We start from the raw sequence: 21,342 nt of genomic DNA on the forward strand, positions 1-21,342 counted from the left end.
ATGACCAAAAGCGCCGACACGCACTGCCCTTACTGCGCCCTGCAGTGCGCCATGACGCTCAAGTCTCCAGCGGAACTGACCCCGGCTTCCCAGCCGGGGTCAGTCCCCGTGCCGGCTGAATCCGCCGCAAACGGCACTGCCCTTGAGGCGCCGCTCCTGGAAGTCAGCGGGCGGGAATTCCCCACCAACCGTGGCGGTCTCTGCCGCAAGGGCTGGACCTCAGCCACCCTCCTGAACCACCCCGGCCGCGTCACCGAACCGCTCCTGAAGGGGCCGGACGGGATCCACCGGCCCATCGGCTGGGATCAGGCCCTGGCACTGGCCACCACTGCCGTTAAGGCCGCCCGCGCGAAGTACGGGGCGGACGCCGTCGGAGTTTTCGGCGGCGGCGGCCTCACGAACGAAAAGGCCTACATGCTGGGCAAATTCGCCCGCCTGGCCCTGGGCACGTCCCGGATCGACTACAACGGCAGGTTCTGCATGTCCTCCGCTGCGGCCGCCGGTATGCGCGCCTTCGGTGTGGACCGCGGACTCCCCTTCCCGCTTCAGGACCTGGACAACGCCAGCACCATCATGATGCTCGGCTCCAACGTCGCCGAAACCATGCCCCCATTCGTCCAGCACCTCAAAGGTGCCCGCGACGCCGGCGGGCTGATCATCGTCGATCCCCGCCGCTCCGCAACCGCTGCCTTTACGTCCGACGGCGGCGGCATCCACCTGCAGCCCCAGCCCGGCACCGACCTCACCCTCCTGCTGGGCTTGTCCCACGTCGTCGTCCATGAAGGCCTGGCCGACACCCGCTTCATCGAAGAACGGACCTCCGGCTACGAGGCCGTGGTCCGCAGCGTGAACTCCTTCTGGCCCGAGCGTGTACAGTCCCTCACTGGTGTCCCGGCAGAGCTCATCCGCGAAGCCGCCCGCAGGCTCGCCGACGGAGCCAGCAAAGGCGGCAGCTACATCCTCACCGGCCGCGGGGTGGAACAGCATGTGGACGGAACAGACACCGCCACCGCAGCCATCAACCTCAGCCTCCTCCTCGGCCTGCCCGGTTCGGGCCGCAGCGGCTACGGCACGCTCACTGGCCAGGGCAACGGCCAGGGCGGCCGCGAACACGGCCAGAAGGCCGACCAGCTTCCCGGGTACCGCAAAATCACCGACCCCGCCGCGCGCGCCCACGTGGCCGGCGTCTGGGGCGTCCCGGAGGAATTGATCCCGGGCGCTGGCCTGCCCGCCGTGCAGCTCCTGAAATCACTCGGAAAGCCCGACGGCGTCCGTTGCCTCTTCGTGCACGCCTCCAACATCGCGGTGGCCTCCCCCGACGCAAACTCCGTCATCGAAGGTCTCCGCAGCCTGGACTTCCTGATGGTTTGCGACTTCTTCATGTCCGAGACGGCTGCCGAAGCCGACCTCATCCTGCCCGTGCTCCAGTGGGCGGAGGAGGAAGGCACGCTGACCAACCTTGAGGGCCGCGTCCTGCGCCGCCGCCGTGCCCTGCAGCCGCCGTCCGGGGCACGCAGTGAGCTGTGGATCATGGCGCGGCTGGCCGAAGCCCTGGACGCCCCGTCCACCTACAGCGAGGACCCGGAAACGGTGTTTGAGGAGCTGCGGCTCGCCTCCGCAGGCGGGCTGGCCGACTACTCCGGGATCGACTACGCGATGCTGGACCGGGGCGAGGCCGCCTACTGGCCGTACCCCGCGGGCAGCACCGGGACCCCGCGGCTCTTCCTGGATGCCTTTGCGCACGGCGACGGCAAGGCGGTCATGACCCCGGTGACCCCCCGCCGCCGTCGTACTCCTGCCGCCAACCCCGACCCCGCCGCCAAAACCATGACCCTGATCACCGGCCGCCTCCTGGAGCACTACCAGTCCGGGGCGCAGACCCGACGGGTAGCCGAGCTGCTCGCCACCCAGCCCGAGGCGAAGATGCAGATCCATCCTGCGGCCGCGGCCGGAATGGGCATCACGGAGGGGTCCTTTGTCTCGGTGGCCAACGAGCGCGGGGAGGTGGTGTGCCGGGCGGAACTCAGCACGGCCATCCGACCCGAAACAGTCTTCCTGCCCTTCCATTTTCCTGAGCTGGAAAGCGCCAACCGCCTGACGGAGGCCGCCACGGACCCCATTTCCGGGATGCCCGAATTCAAGTTCAACAAGGTGTGGGTGCGGCTGGCCGCGAGCCAGACCCAAAATTCGCCCCAGAACAGTGTTCTTCAGACGACGGAGGCCTCATGAGTGAGCAGATTGTCATTGTGGGCTTTGGCCCGGTTGCCGCCCGCCTGGTCGATGAGCTGATGCCCGCGGTCCGCGACGGACAGGTCCAGCTCACGGTTGTGGGTGAGGAACCAGAGGCAGCGTACAACCGCGTCCTGGTGGCCGACCTCGGGGTCGGACGCACCACCGCCGATGCCCTGGCACTGGCCGATGCGGAAGCGCTGGCAGCCGTTGGCGTCGACGTCCGGCTCGGGGTCCGTGTGCGCCGCGTCGACCGTGCGCGCCAGCAGGTGGTCCTCACCGACGGCTCCGCGGTCCACTACGAGCGCCTGGTGTTTGCCACGGGGTCGCGTCCAGTCATCCCCAACCTCACAGGCATCAACCCCGACCCCACCTCCCCTGTGCTTCCGGCAGGGGTCACGGCTCTCCGCGACCTGCGCGACGCCGGGTTACTCCGGCAGGCCGTCGACGGCGGCAAGCGCGTGGTGGTGCTGGGCGGTGGCGTCCTGGGCCTTGAGACAGCGCTGGCCGCGGCCGAAGAAGGCGCCACCGTGACGGTGGTCCATAACGGCCCGCACCCCCTGGGCCGCAACATCGACCGCGGCGGGGGCGCGGTGCTGGCCGCCAGCCTGCGCCAGTGCGGTGTGCGGATGGCCGGCAACGCCAGGTCCACCGGCGTCGAACATAACGCTCCCGACGGCGGGTTCTCGGCTTTGCTGCTGGACGACGGTTCGGCGATCGACGGCGATCTCCTGGTCATCTCCTGCGGCGTCCGGCCACGAACCGAGCTCGCCGAAGGCTGCGGCCTCTCCACGGCCACGGGCATCCTGGTGGACCACCGGCTCCGCGCCCACCACGAGCCGCACATCTTCGCTATCGGCGACTGCGCCGAGGTCCGCTGCCCTGATGCGGCGTGCCCCGAATGCCGCACCGCCAAGGGCCCGTCAGGCCTGGTGGGGCCCGGCTGGCGGCAGGCCGAATGGCTTGCCGAGTACCTCACCCTGCTGGCCACCGGAACGCAGGAGGAAGCGGACACCCTGCCCGCACTCCCGCAGGAGCAGGCCGGCGTGATTGTGCTCAAGGCCCGGGGCCTGAACATGGCCGTGGCCGGCGAGAATGGCGCCGAGCCGTGGGACGAAGACGCCCTCACAGCGGGCGCCGTTAATGGCCGCGCCCGGCTGCAGGTCGCCCAGTGGTCCGATCCCGAACACGGCCGCTATGTGAAGATGACCACCCGCGGAGGGGTGCTGGAAGGCCTCGTGTCCGTCGGCATGCCCCGTACTGCTGCGGAACTTGTGGGCCTCTTCGAACGAACAGCGGAGCTGCCGGCGGACCGTTCGCTGCTGCTCCGCCTGGACGGCCCGGACCAGCTGGTCTCCGGCCCCGCCGACCCGCAAGGTACTGTCTGCCGGTGCGCGGGAATCAGCGGGGCCAAGATCCAGGGCGCGGTCGAGGAAGGCTGCTCCACGGTGGCGGAGGTCTCCAAGGCCACCCGTGCCGGAACAGGCTGCGGCAGCTGCCATGAGGACATCAAGGGGCTCATCGAAAAACACTTCCAGGCGGCTCCTGCCGCCTGAGTGAGGCTAAATAAGTCTTGCCACGACCGGGGTCTGCCCTACTCCCGAGCTCTGGCCTCCACGCCGGTTCCGGGCCTGGTCAGCGGTGGATGGATCGGACTCCGCGTGGCTGTGAAAAGAGCTGCAGGCGCCCCGGTTGCAGCTCTAGACTTCCGTCCGGTGTCCTGAAGGTGGGGCATCATCTTCCGTGTGAAGTTACCTGCTGCCAGGCGCGTATTCCATGTTGCCTCGTAGACCGTGCGGAGCTGTGTCATCGTGAACTCTTCGGGCACCAACTGGGCGGCTACGGTACTGTATTCCATCTTGCCTGAAAGCCGGTCCAGGCCATCCCGGAGGATTATGGCGTGGTCGAACGCCATGGTGCTTTCAAGTACCTGATGGACGGGGTGCCACGCGGCGGCAGCTGCGTCTGAGCCCGCCGACAATGCCGGCAGGATCCGGCCGTCGGTTGCCAGCAGGGCCAGATGGGCGACGGAGACTACCCGCATCCGCGGGTCCCGGTCCGGGTCGCTGTATGTAGCCAACTGCTCGACGTGCACAGGCATCCGGCCAAGGTCCAAACCGGTTTCTTCTGCGAGCTCCCTGTATGCCGCCTGCCCTGTGGACTCACGTGGGCCGACGAACCCTCCAGGCAGAGCGAGACCGCCCATGAACGGGTGCATGCCTCGGTGGACCAGAGCCGAGTGCAGCGCTCCCTCCGCCACGGCCAGAACCACCAGGTCCACCGCCAATGCAACGGAAGGGTAATCGTTCGGCGCATAAGCCTGGAGGAAATCCTGCTCTGCATCCCAGTCCCTACTCAAAGTGGCGCTCCTTCCAGGACGGTACGCCTGGCCCATGGCGGCGAGTCGAAAGCGTGCCTTTGGGCCAGAATGGCGTCGATGACGTCGATCGATGTGCGCATGCGCCGGTCCGGGGTTCCCGTGACCAGGATCCACGAGTGCCCTTCCTTAGTGAGGGTCTCCTTGCACCATTCGGTCATTTCGGCCCGGCGCCCTACGCCTTCGCGCCAGCCGTCGTCTTCGAAGTCCACTCCCTCATGATCGGTGACCAGGTAAAGGTCGCGACGAGGCAGGCGGCCAGCTGCGGCATAAGAGCCATAGCTTCGTTCGCCCATGTAATAACGTTCCCACAGCGTAGTCGCCAAGGCGTCGGTGTCGGCGATAACCAGCGGACAGGCATCGGCCGCGTCATTCTCCATCTCGTTTTGCCGTGCCCCGATGAGTCCAAAATCCGCCGCAGTCCAGACCATCTCCGCCAACACGGCGTTCGGCCTGTCGGCGCGGAGGGCATCGAACTTCTCATAGGTGTGCTGTCGTCCGTATTCCGGCACGTCGGCGATGTGAGGGAACCTGTGCCGGTAGTGGTCTGTCAGCGCCCTTGCCAGAGTTGTTGTGCCGGTGGATTCGGCACCCACAACGATGATGCGGGTGCACATGTCCTGCCTGGCAGAGGGAATGATGGCGGGCCACGCAGCGCTAAGATCCTCACGGCATAGGGTCCCGCTGACCGGGTAGGTGGACCGGGCAGGGTCCACGGAGACATGCTCGGCGCCGAAGGCGGCAGCCAGCCGGGGTCCATACTCCTCGGAGCTGAACACCGCGTCGATGTGGTTAACGCCGCGACTCTTTAGAGCAAGGCGCATCAGCTCGGTTTCTGCTTTCCAGATCTCGTCAGACCCGTAGTCCTCCGGGCAATCATTGCGCATGCTGAGTACCTGTATCGCAGCGTGGCCAGATAGTTCTTCCTCAAGCCACCGGGTGCGTTCCGCCACATCCAAGGATTCGAACCTGCTACCGAGGACCACGACAGAAACCCGCTTTGCCTGTGCTGCGGCCGTTGCGATGAGATGGACGTGGCCAGCGTGGGGCGGGTAGAACTTTCCGATGACCATGGCGTTCGTGTACACGTCAGGCTCCTGCGGTTACCGGTGCAGGAAAAGGAGCCGGAGCTTCGGCCGCATAGGCGCGCTTCCAGCCAATGAGCCCGTAAATGCACAGGAAAAGGAATCCGATATAGAGGACAGCGGTCAGCGTAAGCCCGCGGCTGAAGTACAGCGGGACTGAGACCACATCGATGAGGATCCAGACGTACCAATGCTGGAAAATCTTCTTTGCCTGCCCGTAAGTGGCCACTAGGGAGGCAGTTAGGACAAAGGCGTCAGGCCAGGGAACCGCGGAGTCTGTGCCATGGGTGAGCACCATTGCGACGGCGGCGGTGCCCGCGGCTGTTGCGCCGAAACCAACGAAGGCCTCTGTCCATGAGGCGTGCCGGATAGGCAGGTCGTTCTTACCGGCAGTCCTCGCGTTACCGCGGATCCAGTTGTACCAGCCGTAGCATGCGATGGCAGCAAATATCACTTGGAGAACTGCCTCACCGTAGAGCGCAGCGCCCAGGAACAGAATCATGAAACAAGCGTTGTTCAGGATACCTACGGGCCAGTTCCAAAGTTCTTGCCGGGCGACTCCGTACACACAGGCCGCGCCGGTGAGGAAGCCTATGACCTCGATCCAGCTGACCGGAGCGTTGAAAAGTGTGAATGCTGGGGAGTTCATCCACGCGATCAGGTGGTCCATAGCGGTTCCCATCGTTATTATCAAACTGATAACAGCACCATAGCAGGCTTTTTATCAGTCAGACAATAACCGGTAGGTCCCCGGCGGTTGACCCTTATTTTCGGGCCTTTGGGGCCCAGTCCAGGGTCTAAGCAGGAGCCTTGGGGATCATGATCCACAGCGCAATGTAGACGAGCTCACCAACGCCCACCACGCCAAAGATCACAAAGCCCAGCCGGACGAGGAACTTTGGAACCCCGAACCGTGCTGCCAGCGCTGCACACACGCCACCGATGATCTTTCCACTGCGCGGCCGCTCAAGAGCTGTAGTCATGCCGCCACGGTACCCCGATGAGCCGGCTGCCACCAGCGCTCTTGGCACCGGCTCACAGAAGGCTACAAGTGGACGTGCAGGCGCCGTGCTGCCTCGGAGATCGAACCGCTCAGCGACGGGTAGACAGTGAAGGTGCTGGCGACGTCGTCGACGTGGAGTTTCTGCTTCACGGCGATGGAGATAGCGAAGATCAGCTCGGACGCGTTCGGTCCCACCACGACACCGCCGATCACGGTGCCCGACCCCTTGCGGGCGAAGATCTTGATGAAACCGTCCTTGTGGTTGCGCATCTTGGCCCGGGCGTTGCTCTTGAGGGATAGCTTGACGATGTCACCCTGGTACTTGCCGGAGTGGATGTCGGCCTCGGAAACGCCCACCGTGGCGATCTCCGGCGAGGTGAAGATGTTGGACGCCACCTGGTGCAGCTTAATGGGCGTTACGCTGTCGCCCAGGTAGTGCGCGATGGCGATCCTGCCCTGCATCGCGGCGACCGAGGCCAAAGGCAGCACGCCGGTGCAGTCGCCCGCGGCGTAGATGTTCGGCGCAGTGGTGCGCGAAACGCCGTCGACCTTAATATGGCCGCTTTCGGTCAGCGCCACCCCGGCTTCCTCCAGGCCAATGCCGGCCGTGTTGGGGATGGAGCCCACGCAAACCAGGCAGTGGCTGCCGGTGACCTTGGAGCCGTCACTCAGCGTGACCACAACGCCGTCGTCGGTGCGCCCCACTGTCTCCGCGCGTGAGCGGGACAGGACGGTCACGCCCCGGCGTTCGAAGACCTCTTCCAGCACCACCGCGGCGTCGGTGTCGGAACCGGGGAGCACCTGGTCTCGGCTTGAAATCAAGGTGACCTTTGAGCCCAAACCGTTGTAGGCGGAGGCGAACTCTGCACCGGTAACGCCGGACCCCACCACGATGAGTTCCTCTGGAAGCTCGTCAAGGTTGTAGATCTGGGCCCAGTTCAGGATGCGTTCCCCGTCGGGCCGGGCGGTGGGGAGCTCACGTGGGTGCGAACCGACGGCAAGCAGAATGGTGTCCGCTTCGATGGTTTCGGTGCCGTCCACAGTCAGCACCTCGATGGTGTGGCTGTCGATCAGCTTGCCTGAACCGATCAGTATCCGGACGTTCTGGTGTTCCAGGGCGGTGGTGATGTCCCTGGACTGTTGGCGTGCAAGGCCCAGCAGGCGGTCGTTGATGTGCTTGAGGTCCGCGCGCATCACGGGAACAAAGTCGCCGCCGTCGACGTCGAACTTCACTCCCAGCTCCCCCGCCTCACCGACGCGGGTCATCAGGTCCGCTGTCGCGATGAGGGTCTTGGAAGGAACGACGTCGGTCAGCACCGCAGAGCCGCCCAGCCCGGCGCGTTCGATGATGGTGACCTGCGCTCCCAGAGAGGCGGCGACCATGGCGGCTTCGTAACCGCCCGGGCCACCTCCGAGGATTGCGAGCCGGGGTGAGCTGAAATCAGGATGCGTAGTCACAATCATCCATTCTCGCCTATCCGGCGCCGCACCACCAATAAGGGAGTGCAGCTCCGGTCCCGCTGCCGGTTCGTCCGGCACTGTATCCGGCGCTGTGCACAATGGCAGCGGCACGATAGCTTGTACCAGTGAGTAATACAGATTTCCTGACCACAGATCCTTTCGCCGCCGCGCGCGCCGCCGCCGACTACATCGCCGAGGAGACGGGGGTGGACAGCCATGACGTCGCCCTGGTCCTGGGCTCGGGCTGGGGTGAAGCGGCAGAGCTGATCGGTGACACCACCGCCACGCTCTCCGCGGACGAGGTCCCCGGCTTCCACGCCCCGGCGGTGGAAGGCCATGTGGGCACCATCCGCTCCGTCCTCACCAAGGAGGGCAAGCGTGCACTCGTGCTGGGGGCCCGCACCCACTTCTACGAAGGCAAGGGCGTTCGCGCCGTGGTGCACGGCGTGCGAACCGCCGCCGCTGCCGGCTGCAAGACCCTGGTCCTCACCAACGGGTGCGGGGGCCTCAATGAGAGCTGGACTCCGGGCACTCCGGTACTCATCAAAGATCACATCAATCTCACCGCCGCGTCGCCGCTGGAGGGCGCCACGTTCGTTGACCTGACAGATCTTTACTCCTCCCGGCTCCGTGAGCTGGCCCGTGAAGTGGATTCCTCGCTGGACGAGGGCGTCTACGCGCAGTTCACCGGCCCGCATTATGAGACCCCCGCCGAGGTGCAGTACGCCAAGCGGATCGGCGCGGATCTGGTGGGCATGTCCACTGCATTGGAAGCCATCGCCGGACGTCACGCGGGCATGGAGGTGTTCGGCATTTCGCTGGTGACCAATCTGGCCGCGGGCATCAGCCCCGTACCGCTCAGCCACCACGAGGTCATCGAGTCAGGCCAGGCCGCGGGCCCTCGAATCTCCAAACTGCTGGCGGAGATTATCGCCAGGCTTTAGATCCAACGCGGGGTGAAAAGGTAACCCGCCCGGCCCGATCAGCAGGTTTTTATGGATCGAAACCCATCCGCCGGCTTCCAGATCGTGCTTGTCGAACTGGTCCGGAACCAGGAGCGCCTCCCGGCCAGAGGGATCTGAAAGGCGGGTCACCTCGTCCCTCCCATCGACGAGCGGCGCACAGGAGGCTCGCCACGAACCGCCGCCGTTAACTGGTTCGGCAACGAGGCAGAAGGTTCGCTTGGCATCGGAGCTCGGCGACGCGTAATAGTTGGTGTTCCCATACATGGCAAGAAACCGGGCATTCTCCGGCTCCACGTGCCCGGCTGTCTTCGAATATTCACCGGTCAGCACGTCCTGCTCGGACCCGGCCCGGTTCAATACGTCCAGGGTGCCCGGCTGCACGATGAACATGGCACTGAAGAAGCCGAGGGCGACGCAGGTACCCACACCAAGGACTGCAGCGAAAGCGATGACCAGCTTCCAGGTGCCGGTCAAGGGGGCCACCTTGTGCGCGGTCATCTCTTGTGGGTCATGGTTCATGCTGGCCCCTCAGGCTGATTGATTTTTTTGAAGGCTACACTGTGATCCCCTTGGGCCCGCTATTGGGCGCATACATTCGGAGTTTCGGCTGTATTGGGCGCCCATGCCGCTTGCTGTTCCAGCGGTATATTCAAGCGATGAACTCTCAGGTACGCGCGGCTACCTTGGCGGACACGTCAGGCTGTCTAGAGCTGGCGGCCGAGGTTGAGGATCTCTTTGGGCCGATGCCTCACTTCGACAAGCAAGTCCGCAACTCAATCGGGCGCGGCGTCGTCCTGGTCGTTGCCTGCGAAACCAAAGTGCATGGTGCTGCTTTACTCAGCCGTGACGATCAGCCTCACCACATCAACTGGCTGAGCGTGCGATCAACGTCGCGCCGCACAGGCATCGCTTCACTCCTCATGGAGGGTATTTTGAATCGGTGGCCTACTGATGCTATCGAAGTAGTGACATTCGGATCAGATGTCGCCGGTGGTCTGCCGGCGCGCCGGTTCTACGAGCGCCACGGATTTCGGAGCCTGGGACCTGCGCAACCAGCGGAGGACGGAAGCCCGCGCGATCGTTTCGTTAGGCCCGCAGAATTTTTTATGGACTGACTCCCGCGATGCACCACGCATTGGCCTAGATGGTCCGGGCTTCCTGCCGGCCCCTGACCCCGGTGAGCTGCCTAACGGTTTCCTCACGGGCGTCCGGGAAGCGCCGTTCGATGGACTGGGCGATCCCGGCGATGGTTTGCCGGGAAAGCTCCGTCCGCCAGGTCACCTCGGCGTGGCGCATGGTCTGCGAAATGAGGCAGGAGCGGGCATAGTCGGCCTCCATTGCGCCGTCGGGGGCGTCCTTAAGGATGCCCCCGCACCGGAAGGCGTCGTCTTTTCCTTCGATTGCAAGGACCACATCCAGAACGGAAATCCTGTCCGCCCGCCGGGCGAGCTGGAAGCCGCCCCTTGGTCCTGAAACGGAGGCCAGGATTCCGGCACGCACCAAGGCCTGCAACTGCTTGTTCAGGTACGCTGCCGGAAGCTTGTAGAAGGCGGCCAGGCGGACGCTGCTCACAGCCTCCCCCACTGGTGTCCAGGACATGTTGACACAACTGTGCAACGCCCACTCCACACCCTGCCCCATCTTCATATCCGCGACATTACTTGTCCAGAAAAAACCATGTCAAGGAATCGGCGCGCTTTTCCGGGTCACGGCGGTGTTCGAAGGAGTTTTCAGGGAGCAATAACGATAGCGTTGTGCCCATGACCTCCTCCGATGCCGATTTGCGACTCTTCAGCCAGGCCCGCGAATGGGCTGCCCACGACCCGGACTCGGCGACCTCCGCTTCCCTCACGGAACTGCTCCGGCGCTCGGAGGACGGCGTCCCGGCGGCGCTGCAGGAACTGGCCGACAGCTTCAATGGAACCCTGCAGTTCGGCACCGCAGGGCTCCGCGCAGCATTGGGTCCAGGCCCGAACCGGATGAACCGTGTGGTGGTGCGCCGCGCTGCGGCCGGGTTGTCTGCATTCCTGCTCGAGGCGGTCGGTGAGGCAGCGCCAGGAACCCGGCCTCGCGCCGTCGTCGGCTATGACGCCCGTTATAACTCGGACATCTTTGCCGAGGAAACTGCGGCGATCTTCACAGCCGCCGGGATCGAAACGTTCCTGATGCCTGCCGCGCTGCCCACGCCGCTGCTGGCTTTTGCGGTGCGGGCACTCGATTGCGATGGCGGCGTGATGGTCACCGCGAGCCACAATCCCCCGCAGGACAACGGGTACAAGGTCTACCTCGGCCGCCATGCGGTGGAGGAAAGTGGCAGGGGTGCGCAGATCGTCGCCCCGTACGATGCGAAGATTGCCGGCAAAATCGACGCCGTGGGCTCCCTGGACTCCGTCAGCCTGGCGGCCGGAGGCTGGACCGTCCTGGACCCCTCGATCGCCGCGGACTACAAGCGCGCGACGGCGGCACTCGCCTTTCCCGCCGGCTTTCCCGCGCGTCACCTGCAGATTGTCCTCACGCCCATGCACGGCGTCGGCGGGGAAACGGCGGTGGCTGTGCTGAATGAAGCAGGCTTTGCCGATGTCACGCTCGTGGCCGAACAGGCCGCGCCGGACCCTGATTTTCCCACCGTAAGTTTCCCCAACCCGGAAGAACCCGGTGCGCTGGACCTTGCGCTGGAAACGGCCGCCGGCGTGGGTGCGGACATCGTGCTGGCCAACGATCCGGATGCGGACCGGGCTGCCGTTGCCGCTAAGGATCCGGACTCGGGCACATGGCGCATGCTCCGCGGTGACGAGGTGGGGGCTCTTCTGGGGGCTCACATTGTGGCGCGGCTTGCGGCCCAGGATAAGGACAAGGCTGGCGGTGAGGAAAAAGCCGCTGGTGTGTTCGCTAATTCAATAGTTTCCTCGCGGCTGCTCTCGCGGATAGCCGCCTCGGCCGGTTATGAGCACAAGGAAACGCTGACAGGGTTCAAGTGGATTTCCCGGGTGCCCGGGCTGCTGTACGGCTATGAGGAAGCGCTGGGTTACTGCGTTGCGCCTGAACTGGTCCGGGACAAGGACGGCATTTCAGCGGCCGTCCTCATCGCGGAACTGGCTGCCACAGCCAAGGCGGAGGGTAAAACCATCTTCGACACCTTGGATGAGCTCTATCTGCAACATGGCCTGCATGCCAGCGACCAACTCAGCATCCGGGTGGCCAACCTGGGCCTGCTGGACGCCATGATGAACCGGCTCAGGGTCAGTCCGCCGGAGTCATTCGGTTCATCCGCCGTCGAGACCCTGGTGGACCTGGCCAAGGGCAGCGACCATTTGCCGCCGACCGACGGACTTCTCTTCTTGACCAGGGACTTGACCCGGGTGATCATCCGGCCCAGCGGGACAGAGCCCAAGCTCAAGTGCTACCTGGAAGTGATACGTCCGGTGGAGTCCGCAGCCCAGCTGCCGGAAGCAAGGCAGGCAGCCCGCGCCGCCCTGGACCACGTGCTGGAAGACGTCCGCGAAGCGCTGGGTCTTTAGGGGTTACAGCTCGACTTCGACATAGCCGTCGGAAATGCGCGTGCTGAAGGTGTCCAGGCTGAGCCCTGCAGTTCCAAAGCATTCACCGGTTTCAAGGTCGTAAACCTCTTTGTGCAGGGGTGAGGCGATGGTGGGACGGGTGCCACGCGAACCGATGATGCCGCGGGCCATAACATGGGCCCCTGTGGCCGGATCCTCATGTGCCACCGCAAAAACCTCACCGGGACCGGTGCGGAAGAGGGCTACCTGGCGGCCCCCGATGAGGGCTGCCTCGCCCCAGGCGAGCTCCAGCTCGTCGAGTGCGCAGACGCGGTGCCAGCCGGTAACGGTTCCGGTTGCCAGTTCCTCAAGTTCCACTGTTGCCGTCATGTCGGCTCCTCTCCCTGTGCTTCAAATTGCCTGTGCTTCACATACTTCGCAGGTGCTCACTTGCCACCTCCGTGGCCGTATTACCAAACTAGGCGGCAGGTGTTTCATCGGCATGCAGTGAATGTGTCCGGCGCGTAAAAGAGACCTCACCCGCCCGGAAATGCGTTCGTGATGCAGAAGTTAAGTTCACGAAACAATTGGGAAACTGAAGCGAAACTGCGGCTGCCTAGTCTGGATGTACACCTCGTCAAAGAGAAGGTCGCGGAGCACCGTCTGCGGCCCATGCGAAAGGCCCACAGTGACCGAACAGACTTACAGCACAGAGAACCCGCGCCGCATTGTCGTCGCCGGCGGCGGCCCGGCAGCCCACCGCTTTGCGGACGCGATGCATGCCCGTGGCCTCGATGGCTGGCACGTCACGGTCCTCACTGAGGAGGCTCACCTCCCCTATGACCGCGTGGCCCTGAGCAAGGCCCTCACGGAGACGGACTACGACCTCACCCTGGGCGAGGCGTCCATGTGGGACCACGCGGCCCTGGATCTGCGCACTGGAGAGCGTGTAGTAAAGGTCAACGTCGAAGCCAAGTCCGTGGAGACCGCGGCCGGCAACAGCTATGCCTATGACGCCCTCGTGGTCGCGACGGGTTCGAATGCGGCCCGCCTGCCGATCCCCGGCGCAGAGCACACACACGTCTACCGCACGCTCGAAGACGTGTGGGCCATCAATAAGGCCATCGCCGAACTCACGGAAAAGCTTGGCCGCAAGGTCAAGGCAGTCACCATCGGCGGCGGCCTCCTGGGACTGGAGTCGGCTGCCGGCACGGAGCAGTTGGGTGCCAGCCCGATCGTCATCGACGGCGCACAGTGGCTGATGGCCACGCAGCTTGATGAGGGCGCTGGCCAGGCGATGGGCCGTCTCATCAAAGCCAAGGGCTTCGAAGTCCACAGCGGGGTGTTCCCCTCAGAAGTACTGTCCGACGACGAAGGCCAGGTCACCGGCGTCCTCATGGCCGACGGCCGCATCATCGACGCTGATCTTGTGATCGTCGCGATCGGCGTCAGGCCGCGCGATGAGCTCTTCCGCGCCGCAGAGGGCGAGGAACAGATCTTCTCGCTGGGCCAGCGCGGCGGCGTTGTAGTTACCGACGGTTGCGAAACCGAGATCCCGGGCATCTTCGCCATTGGTGAAGTGGCCAACTTCGGCGGCATGTGCCTGGGCCTGGTTGCCCCGGCCAACACCATGGCGGAGATCGTCGCTGACCGCCTCCACGGCGGTGAGGCCACCTTCCCGGGCTTCGACACCGCGACCAAGCTCAAGCTGTCCGGCGTCGACGTGGCGAGCTTCGGTGACGGATTCGCCAAGACCGAGCACGCCCTGGAAATCGTCTACGCCGACCCCGCCCGCGGCGTTTACCAGAAGATCGTCACCACGGACGATGCCAAGACCTTGCTGGGCGGCATCTTCGTCGGTGACGCGGAGCCCTACACTAGCCTGCGCCCGCTCCTGGGCCGCGAACTCCCAGCCGAGCCCGGAGCGTACCTGACGGCAGCCGGTGGCGGCGACGCCCCGGACACTGAACTCCCGGACGACGCAACCCTGTGCTCCTGCAACAACGTGACAGCAGGAACCATCCGCGACACAATCAACGGCTGTGGCGCCTGCGACGGCAATGCGCCCGTCCGGGAACTCGGCGAGCTCAAGGGCTGTACCCGTGCCGGAACAAGCTGCGGTTCCTGCGTGCCGATGCTGAAGAAGCTGCTCGAAGGCGAGCTGACCAAGTCCGGCATCGAGGTCTCCAAGGCTCTTTGCGAGCACATTGAGCTGTCGCGCCAGGAACTCTTCGACGCAATCCGAGTTCTGGAGCTGACCTCCTTCGAGGAGATCATGGCCAAATACGGCACCGGCGCCGGCTGCGATATCTGCAAGCCGACCATCGCCTCCATCCTGGCCTCCCAGCACAACGCCTACGTCCTCGACGCCGGCCGCGGCACCCTGCAGGACACCAACGACCGCGCCCTCGCCAACATGCAGAAGGACGGCACCTACTCGGTGGTCCCCCGCATCGCCGGCGGCGAGATCACCCCGAAGAAGCTTGGCGTCATCGCCGCGGTCGCGGAGAAATACAACCTGTACACCAAGATCACCGGCGGCCAGCGCATCGATATGTTCGGTGCCCGGCTGGAACAGCTTCCGGAAATCTGGAAGGAACTGGTTGACGCCGGCTTCGAGTCCGGCCAGGCCTACGGCAAGAGCCTGCGCACCGTGAAGTCCTGCGTCGGTTCCACGTGGTGCCGCTTTGGCGTCCAGGACTCGGTTGCTATGGCCATCCAGCTGGAACTGCGCTACCGCGGGCTGCGCAGCCCGCACAAGCTCAAGATGGGTGTTTCCGGCTGCGCCCGTGAATGCGCCGAGGCCCGAGGCAAGGACGTCGGCGTGATCGCCACCGCGGACGGCTGGAACTTGTATGTCGGCGGCAACGGCGGTGCCACCCCGGCGCACGCCCAGCTGCTGGCAAAGGACCTCGACGACGAAACCCTGCTGAAGTACATCGACCGCTACTTCATGTACTACATCCGCACCGCCGACCGCTTGCAGCGCACCGCGCGCTGGCAGGAAGAGCTCGACGGCGGCATCAAGCACGTCGAGGACGTCGTGGTGCACGATACCCTGGGCATCGCCGAGGAGCTCGAGGCCGCCATGGCCAAGCACGTTGACACGTACGTGGACGAGTGGGCGGACACCCTGAAGGACCCCGAGCGCCTGCGCCGGTTCCGCTCCTTCGTCAATGCCCCCGATCAGAAGGACGATTCCATCACCTTCGTTTCGGACGAGCGCGGCCAGTTCCGTCCGGCCACGGCCGAAGAGAAGGCGACAGCCGTTCAGCAGCCAGTACTAATCGGGGCTTCCATCCCGATGAGGCCCCGCGATGAGAACGAGGTATAGGCATGCAGCTCAGCATTGATCTCACCGGCCGCGAAGTCCTGGTCACGGGTTCGGACCACGCCGCCCGCCAGGCGGTCCGCCGCTACCAGGCCGCCGGCGCCGTCGTCTACCGGCTCAGCACGCCTCAGGGTGCCGCGCATGACGGCGCGCTGCCCGAGCGCCCTTTCCTGGTGGCAGCGGTTGACGACGGCCAGCCCGGCTGGGGAGCCCTGCTGGACCGGTGCCGTGAAACCGGCATTCCAGTTTCCAATGAGCCGGCAGCCGGACCCGTCGGCCATGTGACCCTCGTTGGCGGCGGCCCGGGCACCACCGAACTGCTGACCGTGGCGGCCGTCAAGGCTCTGCGCGATGCCGACGTCGTGTTCTTTGACCGGCTGGCGCCCTACCAGGAGCTGCCTTCCCTGACGTCGGCCGAACTGGTGGACGTGGGCAAGAAGCCCGGCCATCACAAGGTCGGCCAGGCCGACATCGAAAAGCTCATGGTGGAAAGTGCCCTCGCCGGGAACAACGTGGTCCGGCTCAAGGGCGGGGACCCTTACGTCTTCGGCCGTGGCGGCGAGGAAGTTGCCTCCTGCGTCGCGGCCGGCGTGCCCGTACGCGTGATCTCCGGCGTGACGAGTGCCATCTCCGTTCCGGCGGCCGCCGGGATCCCTGTGACGCACCGGGAAGTCAGCCACATGTTCACCGTGGTTTCCGGCCATGCCCCCCTGACAGAGAAAGAGCACATGCATCTGGCCGGCCTCGGCGGCACCATCGTGGTGCTGATGGGCATCGGCACCCTGCACCAGCTGGCAGCCGGCCTGCGCCGGGCAGGGATGCGTGCGGACATGCCCATGGCTGTCGTTGAACGTGGCTACCGGCCCGGCCAGCGCACCACCATCGCGGACCTGGGCACCATCGCTACCGCGGCCGCTGGCTGCAGTAACCCCGCCGTCCTGGTTATTGGCGAGGTGGTTCGGGTGGCTGAAGCCAACCGCGGGCATGCTGAGGCCGCCGCCGACCTGGACAGGCTGGCGGCCTCGCTGCTGGGTTCGTGAAAGGATTGAACCCCATGAATGCACTTGCACCGGCCGAAACGCCGCAGCTTGAAGAGGTACCGGGGCAGGAGGCATCGGACTCTCCGCTGGAAGGTTTCCGCATCGGAGTCACCTCACACCGGCGCTCCCGGGACCTCATCGAGGCGCTCGAACGCCGCGGCGCGGAGGTCCTGCATGCCCCCGCACTGAAGATCGCCCCCGTGCAGGAGGACATCCGCCTCATTGAGGACACCAGGGCCATCATCGCTGCCCGCCCGGATCTCTGCATCGCCACCACCGCCTACGGCATGCGCCGCTGGTGCGAGGCCGCTGATTCATTCGGCATCGGCGAGGAACTTTTGGAGACCCTTGGGGCCTGCCGGATGTTCGTCCGCGGGCCCAAAGCCCGTGGGGCCGTCCGCGCGGCGGGCCTTGCCGACGTCGGAATCAGCAGTGACGAAACCACAGCGACTCTCGTGGACATGCTGCTCGCCGAAGGCGTGCGCGGCAAGACCGTAGCCGTGCAGCTGCACGGCTACACGGACGTCCGCCAGCTGGAGCGCCTCCGCATGTCCGGGGCCACCGTCCTCACAGTCACCCCCTATCGCTGGGTCAAGCCCGACGGCGAGGACCGGCTTCCCCGGCTCATCGAAGCGGCGTGCAGCGGCAACTTGGATGTGCTCACCTTCACGAGCGCCCCCGCCGTGGATGCCATGTGGAGCACCGCCCACGAAATGGGCGTCTACAAGCAACTGATCGAGAGCCTCAAGACGACGGTGACCACCGCCGTGGTGGGCCCGGTAACGGCACAGCCGCTGCTCGACGCCGGTGTGACGCCCCTGATACCCGAGCGCTTCCGGATGGGCGCGCTCATCCGGCTGGTCTGCGAGCACCTTGCCCTCAACCACGTCCGCCGCCTCGATACCAGGTCCGGCAACATCGAGCTGCGCGGTCGCAGCCTCAGGATCGACGGCCAGCCCGTGGAACTGGCGCCCGCGCCGCTTCTGCTGCTTCGTGCCCTGCTGGGCGCGGGCGGGGCCGTGCTTTCCCGGGAGTCGCTCTCCGATCTGCTGGAGCTCAGGGGCTCAGTCCATGCCCTGGACATGACCGTCAGCCGGCTTCGCTCCTCCCTGCCGGACGGCCGGCTGGTGGAGACGGTGGTCAAGAGGGGTTACCGGATTCGGGTCTAGCTGTCTTAGCACGCAGCCAGGGACCGGACAGGCTCCCCCGTGTCATTAGCCGTCGGGATGAGACGCAGGTCACCGGATCTGTTACCGGCCGGTAAACGTTGGCGAACAAGGACCGTCCTGACGGCAACAGCGGGGAAACACCACGGAAAAGGCGGACGCCTACGCTGGGTTCATCACGAACTTCCCGGCCCGTGCACCACACACGGCCGCCAGCGAAAGGGCCAGCACATGTCCGCTCCGGCACCATCCACTTCCTCCTCCCCCGCTACCCGCATCGTCATCGCCGGCGCCGGGCCGGCGGCGCAGGCCCTGGTCAGGCACCTGGAGCGTGCCCGCTTCAGCGGGCACATCACCGTGCTGAGCAACAGGGACGACGCGCCCGAGGAGCTGCTGGAACTTTCCGGCCTGCCCCAAGTGTCGGTCCGGTTCGGCCAGCCGGCCAGCTTCATCGATTCAGACAACCGCCGAGTGATCACCGCGGATGGCATGGAGTTCAGCTACGACCAACTGGTGATCGCCACCGGCTCCACGCCTGTTGCGTCCCCCGTCGAGGGCGCAGGCCGGTGCCTGAGCTATTCCACGATCGATGACGCCACCCGCATTGGTGAGGCAGTTCAGGAAATCACCAAGGAACTTGGCCGGCGTCCCCTGGGAATCCTTGTGGGCACCGGCGCATCAGCGGGTCAGGCAGAAGCGGTGCTCCGCGCCGGCGGTGTCCGGCCGGTCCGCACCACCGTCCGGCCCACCGCGGTTGTCCCGGCCATTTCAGGATCAGGCCTTGCAGCGTCCGGCATCGTCTTTGAAGACGGCAGCAGCATGAACGGTGACCTGGTGGTGTTAGCAGAGGAGAGGGTTTCCCGCGACAGCCTGGCTGCCAGCGGCGGCCTCCGGACCGCGCCCAACGGCGGGATCGAGATCGGCCAGGACTTCCGGACCTCGGTCCCGGGCATCTGGGCCATCGGCGATGCAGCAGCTTTCGACGGCGTCCGGCTGGGACTGCTGGTGGCGGCCGCCTCCGCCGCCGGTGCCTGTGCCACCCAGCTGATGACGGCATCCTCGGCCGGGCAGCCTGTGCAGGTTGCCGCCTGAGCCCTGGCTCCAGGGGGCCAGGGCTCAGGCGGCACCATGCCTGCCGCGACGTGGCAAGATGGTCATCTGAAGAGCCATGGACGTCGTGGCGCCTGCGGCCCACAAGGCCCAATGAAAGGCCTCCTGAGAGGCCGCCCGGAAGGAACAATATGAGCAACGAAGCCACTCCCGCCGTGCAGCCGGCCGCCGGAACCGAGCCCGTGCCCGGCGACATCGCCTCCTTCATCGACCACACGCTGCTGAAGCCGGAGGCCAGTGAGTCGGATATCCTCAAGGTCTGCGCGGAAGCTGCCGAGTACCACTTCAAGTCGGTGTGCGTGAACCCCATCTGGGTAAAAACCGTCCAGACGGCCCTCAAGGGAACCGGCGTGCTGGCCTGTTCTGTTGTCGGCTTCCCTCTGGGTGCAACGCCCAGCGACGTGAAAGCCTTCGAAGCCCGGGGCGCCGTGCTGGACGGTGCGGATGAAATCGACATGGTCATCAACATCGCCGCGGCCCGCGCCGGAGACAAGGGTGCCCTCGTGGAGGACATCGCTGCTGTGGCGGAAGCCGTCCACGCGGGCGGGGCCATCCTGAAGGTCATCATCGAAACGGCGCTCCTGGATGATGCCCAGAAGGTCCTCGCCTGCGAGGCCGCAGTGGAGGCGGGCGCTGACTTCGTCAAGACCTCCACCGGCTTCAATGGCGGCGGTGCGACTCCTGAGGACGTGGCGCTCATGCGCCGCACCGTGGGACCCGGCCTGGGGGTCAAGGCCTCCGGCGGCGTACGGTCCCTGGCCGACGCTCAAGCTATGATTGCTGCAGGTGCAACACGTATTGGTGCCAGCTCCGGGATTGCCATCGTCAAGGGTGAACAGGGTTCATCCGCCTACTGACCGCAGCCCCATGCCGCCACAGTTTGAGCCCCGCGGGGCCGAGGAGGAACGAATGTCCAGCAAGACCACAGCGACCAGCACAAACACTGTGCAGACACCGGAGAACGAGAACAGTCCCGTAACGAGCATCGTCCTGTTCGTCGTCATGATGGCGCTGTTCCTGGGCGCCATCTACTCCCTCTCCTTCCTCACCCTGGGCAACCCCTGGCCCATGGCCGTTTGCCTGGTTCTCTTCGCCCTCGCGTTCTGGATCCCGCAGACCATCCTGGGCCGCTCCGACTCGGCCGGCGAGCACTAGGACCAGTCACTAGGACCAGTCAGGACGTCAAGAAGTCTGACGCCCCGGATATTCCGGGGCCTCAGGTCTTTAAGTCCGCATTATTTGATGCCGCTCCGGTTCAGCCCGAGCGGAACAGGCTGCTGACCAAGGTGCTGCCGAGAGCAAGGGCGGACGGAAAATGCGCCTTGGCCAGTGCCCACACCGCGAGGGACATCCCCACCATGGCGTAGGCGCTCACAGGAATCAGCACGAGCCACTCACGGCGGGAGCCGGCTTTTCCCAGCAGCGGCAAGGAAAAGGCACCGTTGGCCTTCCAGACATCATTGAACACCGGCAGTTTCCGCAGGAACCTGGGTGGCTTGATCACCAGTGGCCACAGCAGCGGCACCCCTCCGGTGGTGATCATGTCCCCCACGATATGAACCACCACCCCGGTCAGCATCGAGACAGGGAGCCAGGTCCACTGGTCCGGCGCGAACCAGGTGACCAGCCCGGCCATCGTCAGGGCGAAGATCCAGTTGCTGACAAAGCCTGATTTTGGAAACAGCTTCAGGGCCTTGGCCGCGATGTTGATCATGAACATGCACAGCAGGCCGGCACCCACCGACAACAATCCCCAGTCCGTCTGGAGCTGGAATTGTCCGGCCATGGTGGCGAGCACCACGAAAAAGGCAGCCCCGAGCACGGAGTGGGTTCCTTGCCGGTGCCCTCCGCTCGCGTTCTCGATCCCCACGGCTATGGCATTGGACAATGGCGGCAGAGAGTGGGCGACCGTGCTATGGCGGTGGTCCCAGTCGCATACCAGCGCCGTTCCGGCCGTGGCCATCCCGCCGATCAGGATGCCGGTGGCGTCCAGCGGATACCAGCCCAGGGTGTACGGCCCCGTCGACGCGACAGCCACCCACGCCGCGGCTCCCGACGCGGCGTGGTGTCCTCCCATC

Annotated in this window: 20 protein-coding genes; 11 read left to right on the forward strand and 9 right to left on the reverse strand. The window is 65.4% G+C overall.

Annotated features, from left to right (window positions below; genetic code table 11):
• Positions 1-2,229, forward strand: coding sequence for a molybdopterin oxidoreductase family protein (locus J7E83_RS01150; RefSeq protein WP_214958582.1), 2,229 nt, complete (start codon positions 1-3; stop codon positions 2,227-2,229).
• Positions 2,226-3,785, forward strand: a complete 1,560-nt coding sequence (locus J7E83_RS01155) for an FAD-dependent oxidoreductase (protein WP_214958583.1) — start codon at positions 2,226-2,228, stop codon at positions 3,783-3,785. Before J7E83_RS01150 ends, J7E83_RS01155 begins: the two co-directional genes overlap by 4 nt.
• A gap of 38 nt (positions 3,786-3,823) precedes the next feature.
• Here the strand turns inward: J7E83_RS01155 and J7E83_RS01160 are convergent, their stop codons facing one another.
• From J7E83_RS01160 to J7E83_RS01180, 5 genes are all read right to left on the reverse strand, one after another.
• Complete coding sequence (locus tag J7E83_RS01160) at positions 3,824-4,588, reverse strand: NUDIX domain-containing protein (protein ID WP_214958584.1); 765 nt, start codon at positions 4,586-4,588, stop codon at positions 3,824-3,826.
• Positions 4,585-5,694, reverse strand: coding sequence for an AAA family ATPase (locus J7E83_RS01165; RefSeq protein WP_214958585.1), 1,110 nt, complete (start codon positions 5,692-5,694; stop codon positions 4,585-4,587). Before J7E83_RS01165 ends, J7E83_RS01160 begins: the two co-directional genes overlap by 4 nt.
• A gap of 1 nt (position 5,695) precedes the next feature.
• Positions 5,696-6,361, reverse strand: coding sequence for a nicotinamide riboside transporter PnuC (pnuC, locus tag J7E83_RS01170; protein ID WP_214958586.1), 666 nt, complete (start codon positions 6,359-6,361; stop codon positions 5,696-5,698).
• Between the two features lie 127 nt (positions 6,362-6,488).
• The gene (locus J7E83_RS01175) at positions 6,489-6,674 is read right to left on the reverse strand and encodes a PspC domain-containing protein (RefSeq protein WP_214958587.1); all 186 of its coding nucleotides are present in this window, start codon (positions 6,672-6,674) and stop codon (positions 6,489-6,491) included.
• 62 nt (positions 6,675-6,736) lie between these two features.
• Positions 6,737-8,152, reverse strand: coding sequence for an NAD(P)H-quinone dehydrogenase (locus J7E83_RS01180; protein WP_214958588.1), 1,416 nt, complete (start codon positions 8,150-8,152; stop codon positions 6,737-6,739).
• A gap of 128 nt (positions 8,153-8,280) precedes the next feature.
• Between J7E83_RS01180 and J7E83_RS01185 the strand changes: the two genes are divergently transcribed.
• Positions 8,281-9,099, forward strand: coding sequence for a purine-nucleoside phosphorylase (locus J7E83_RS01185; protein ID WP_214958589.1), 819 nt, complete (start codon positions 8,281-8,283; stop codon positions 9,097-9,099).
• Here J7E83_RS01185 and J7E83_RS01190 read toward each other — a convergent pair.
• Positions 9,037-9,639: a hypothetical protein gene (locus tag J7E83_RS01190; RefSeq protein ID WP_214958590.1), complete on the reverse strand. Its 603-nt coding sequence runs from the start codon at positions 9,637-9,639 to the stop codon at positions 9,037-9,039. The two genes, J7E83_RS01185 and J7E83_RS01190, sit on opposite strands and share 63 nt — an antisense overlap.
• 137 nt (positions 9,640-9,776) lie before the next feature.
• Between J7E83_RS01190 and J7E83_RS01195 the strand changes: the two genes are divergently transcribed.
• Complete coding sequence (locus J7E83_RS01195; RefSeq protein ID WP_214958591.1) at positions 9,777-10,235, forward strand: GNAT family N-acetyltransferase; 459 nt, start codon at positions 9,777-9,779, stop codon at positions 10,233-10,235.
• Between the two features lie 25 nt (positions 10,236-10,260).
• On the opposite strand, the gene J7E83_RS01200 is transcribed toward J7E83_RS01195, so the two are convergent.
• Positions 10,261-10,767: an Rrf2 family transcriptional regulator gene (locus J7E83_RS01200; protein ID WP_214958592.1), complete on the reverse strand. Its 507-nt coding sequence runs from the start codon at positions 10,765-10,767 to the stop codon at positions 10,261-10,263.
• Between the two features lie 113 nt (positions 10,768-10,880).
• Between J7E83_RS01200 and J7E83_RS01205 the strand changes: the two genes are divergently transcribed.
• Complete coding sequence (locus J7E83_RS01205) at positions 10,881-12,638, forward strand: phospho-sugar mutase (protein WP_214958593.1); 1,758 nt, start codon at positions 10,881-10,883, stop codon at positions 12,636-12,638.
• 3 nt (positions 12,639-12,641) lie between these two features.
• Here the strand turns inward: J7E83_RS01205 and nirD are convergent, their stop codons facing one another.
• Positions 12,642-13,007, reverse strand: a complete 366-nt coding sequence (gene nirD, locus J7E83_RS01210) for a nitrite reductase small subunit NirD (RefSeq protein ID WP_214958594.1) — start codon at positions 13,005-13,007, stop codon at positions 12,642-12,644.
• 298 nt (positions 13,008-13,305) lie between these two features.
• On the opposite strand from nirD, the gene nirB reads away from it, so the two are divergent.
• The 6 genes from nirB (at position 13,306) to J7E83_RS01240 (ending at position 20,419) form a co-directional block, all read left to right on the forward strand.
• Positions 13,306-15,951 carry a nitrite reductase large subunit NirB gene (nirB, locus tag J7E83_RS01215; protein ID WP_214958595.1) on the forward strand — a complete coding sequence of 882 codons (2,646 nt, stop codon included), beginning with the start codon at positions 13,306-13,308 and terminating at the stop codon, positions 15,949-15,951.
• 2 nt (positions 15,952-15,953) lie between these two features.
• On the forward strand, positions 15,954-16,988 hold the full coding sequence (gene cobA, locus J7E83_RS01220; RefSeq protein WP_214958596.1) for a uroporphyrinogen-III C-methyltransferase: 1,035 nt from the start codon (positions 15,954-15,956) through the stop codon (positions 16,986-16,988).
• A gap of 14 nt (positions 16,989-17,002) precedes the next feature.
• Positions 17,003-18,157, forward strand: a complete 1,155-nt coding sequence (locus tag J7E83_RS01225) for a uroporphyrinogen-III synthase (RefSeq protein WP_214958597.1) — start codon at positions 17,003-17,005, stop codon at positions 18,155-18,157.
• A gap of 228 nt (positions 18,158-18,385) precedes the next feature.
• Complete coding sequence (locus J7E83_RS01230) at positions 18,386-19,246, forward strand: FAD-dependent oxidoreductase (protein WP_214958598.1); 861 nt, start codon at positions 18,386-18,388, stop codon at positions 19,244-19,246.
• Positions 19,247-19,395: 149 nt separating this feature from the next.
• A complete protein-coding gene (deoC, locus tag J7E83_RS01235; RefSeq protein ID WP_214958599.1) occupies positions 19,396-20,121 on the forward strand; it encodes a deoxyribose-phosphate aldolase in 726 nt (241 codons plus the stop codon).
• 52 nt (positions 20,122-20,173) lie between these two features.
• The gene (locus J7E83_RS01240; protein ID WP_214958600.1) at positions 20,174-20,419 is read left to right on the forward strand and encodes a hypothetical protein; all 246 of its coding nucleotides are present in this window, start codon (positions 20,174-20,176) and stop codon (positions 20,417-20,419) included.
• Between the two features lie 100 nt (positions 20,420-20,519).
• Here J7E83_RS01240 and J7E83_RS01245 read toward each other — a convergent pair whose 3' ends face one another.
• A complete protein-coding gene (locus J7E83_RS01245) occupies positions 20,520-21,341 on the reverse strand; it encodes a metal-dependent hydrolase (protein ID WP_214958601.1) in 822 nt (273 codons plus the stop codon).
• Position 21,342: the final 1 nt, after the last annotated feature.

The organism is Arthrobacter sp. ISL-48, from assembly GCF_018613805.1.
In the GTDB taxonomy this organism is placed as follows: domain Bacteria; phylum Actinomycetota; class Actinomycetes; order Actinomycetales; family Micrococcaceae; genus Arthrobacter.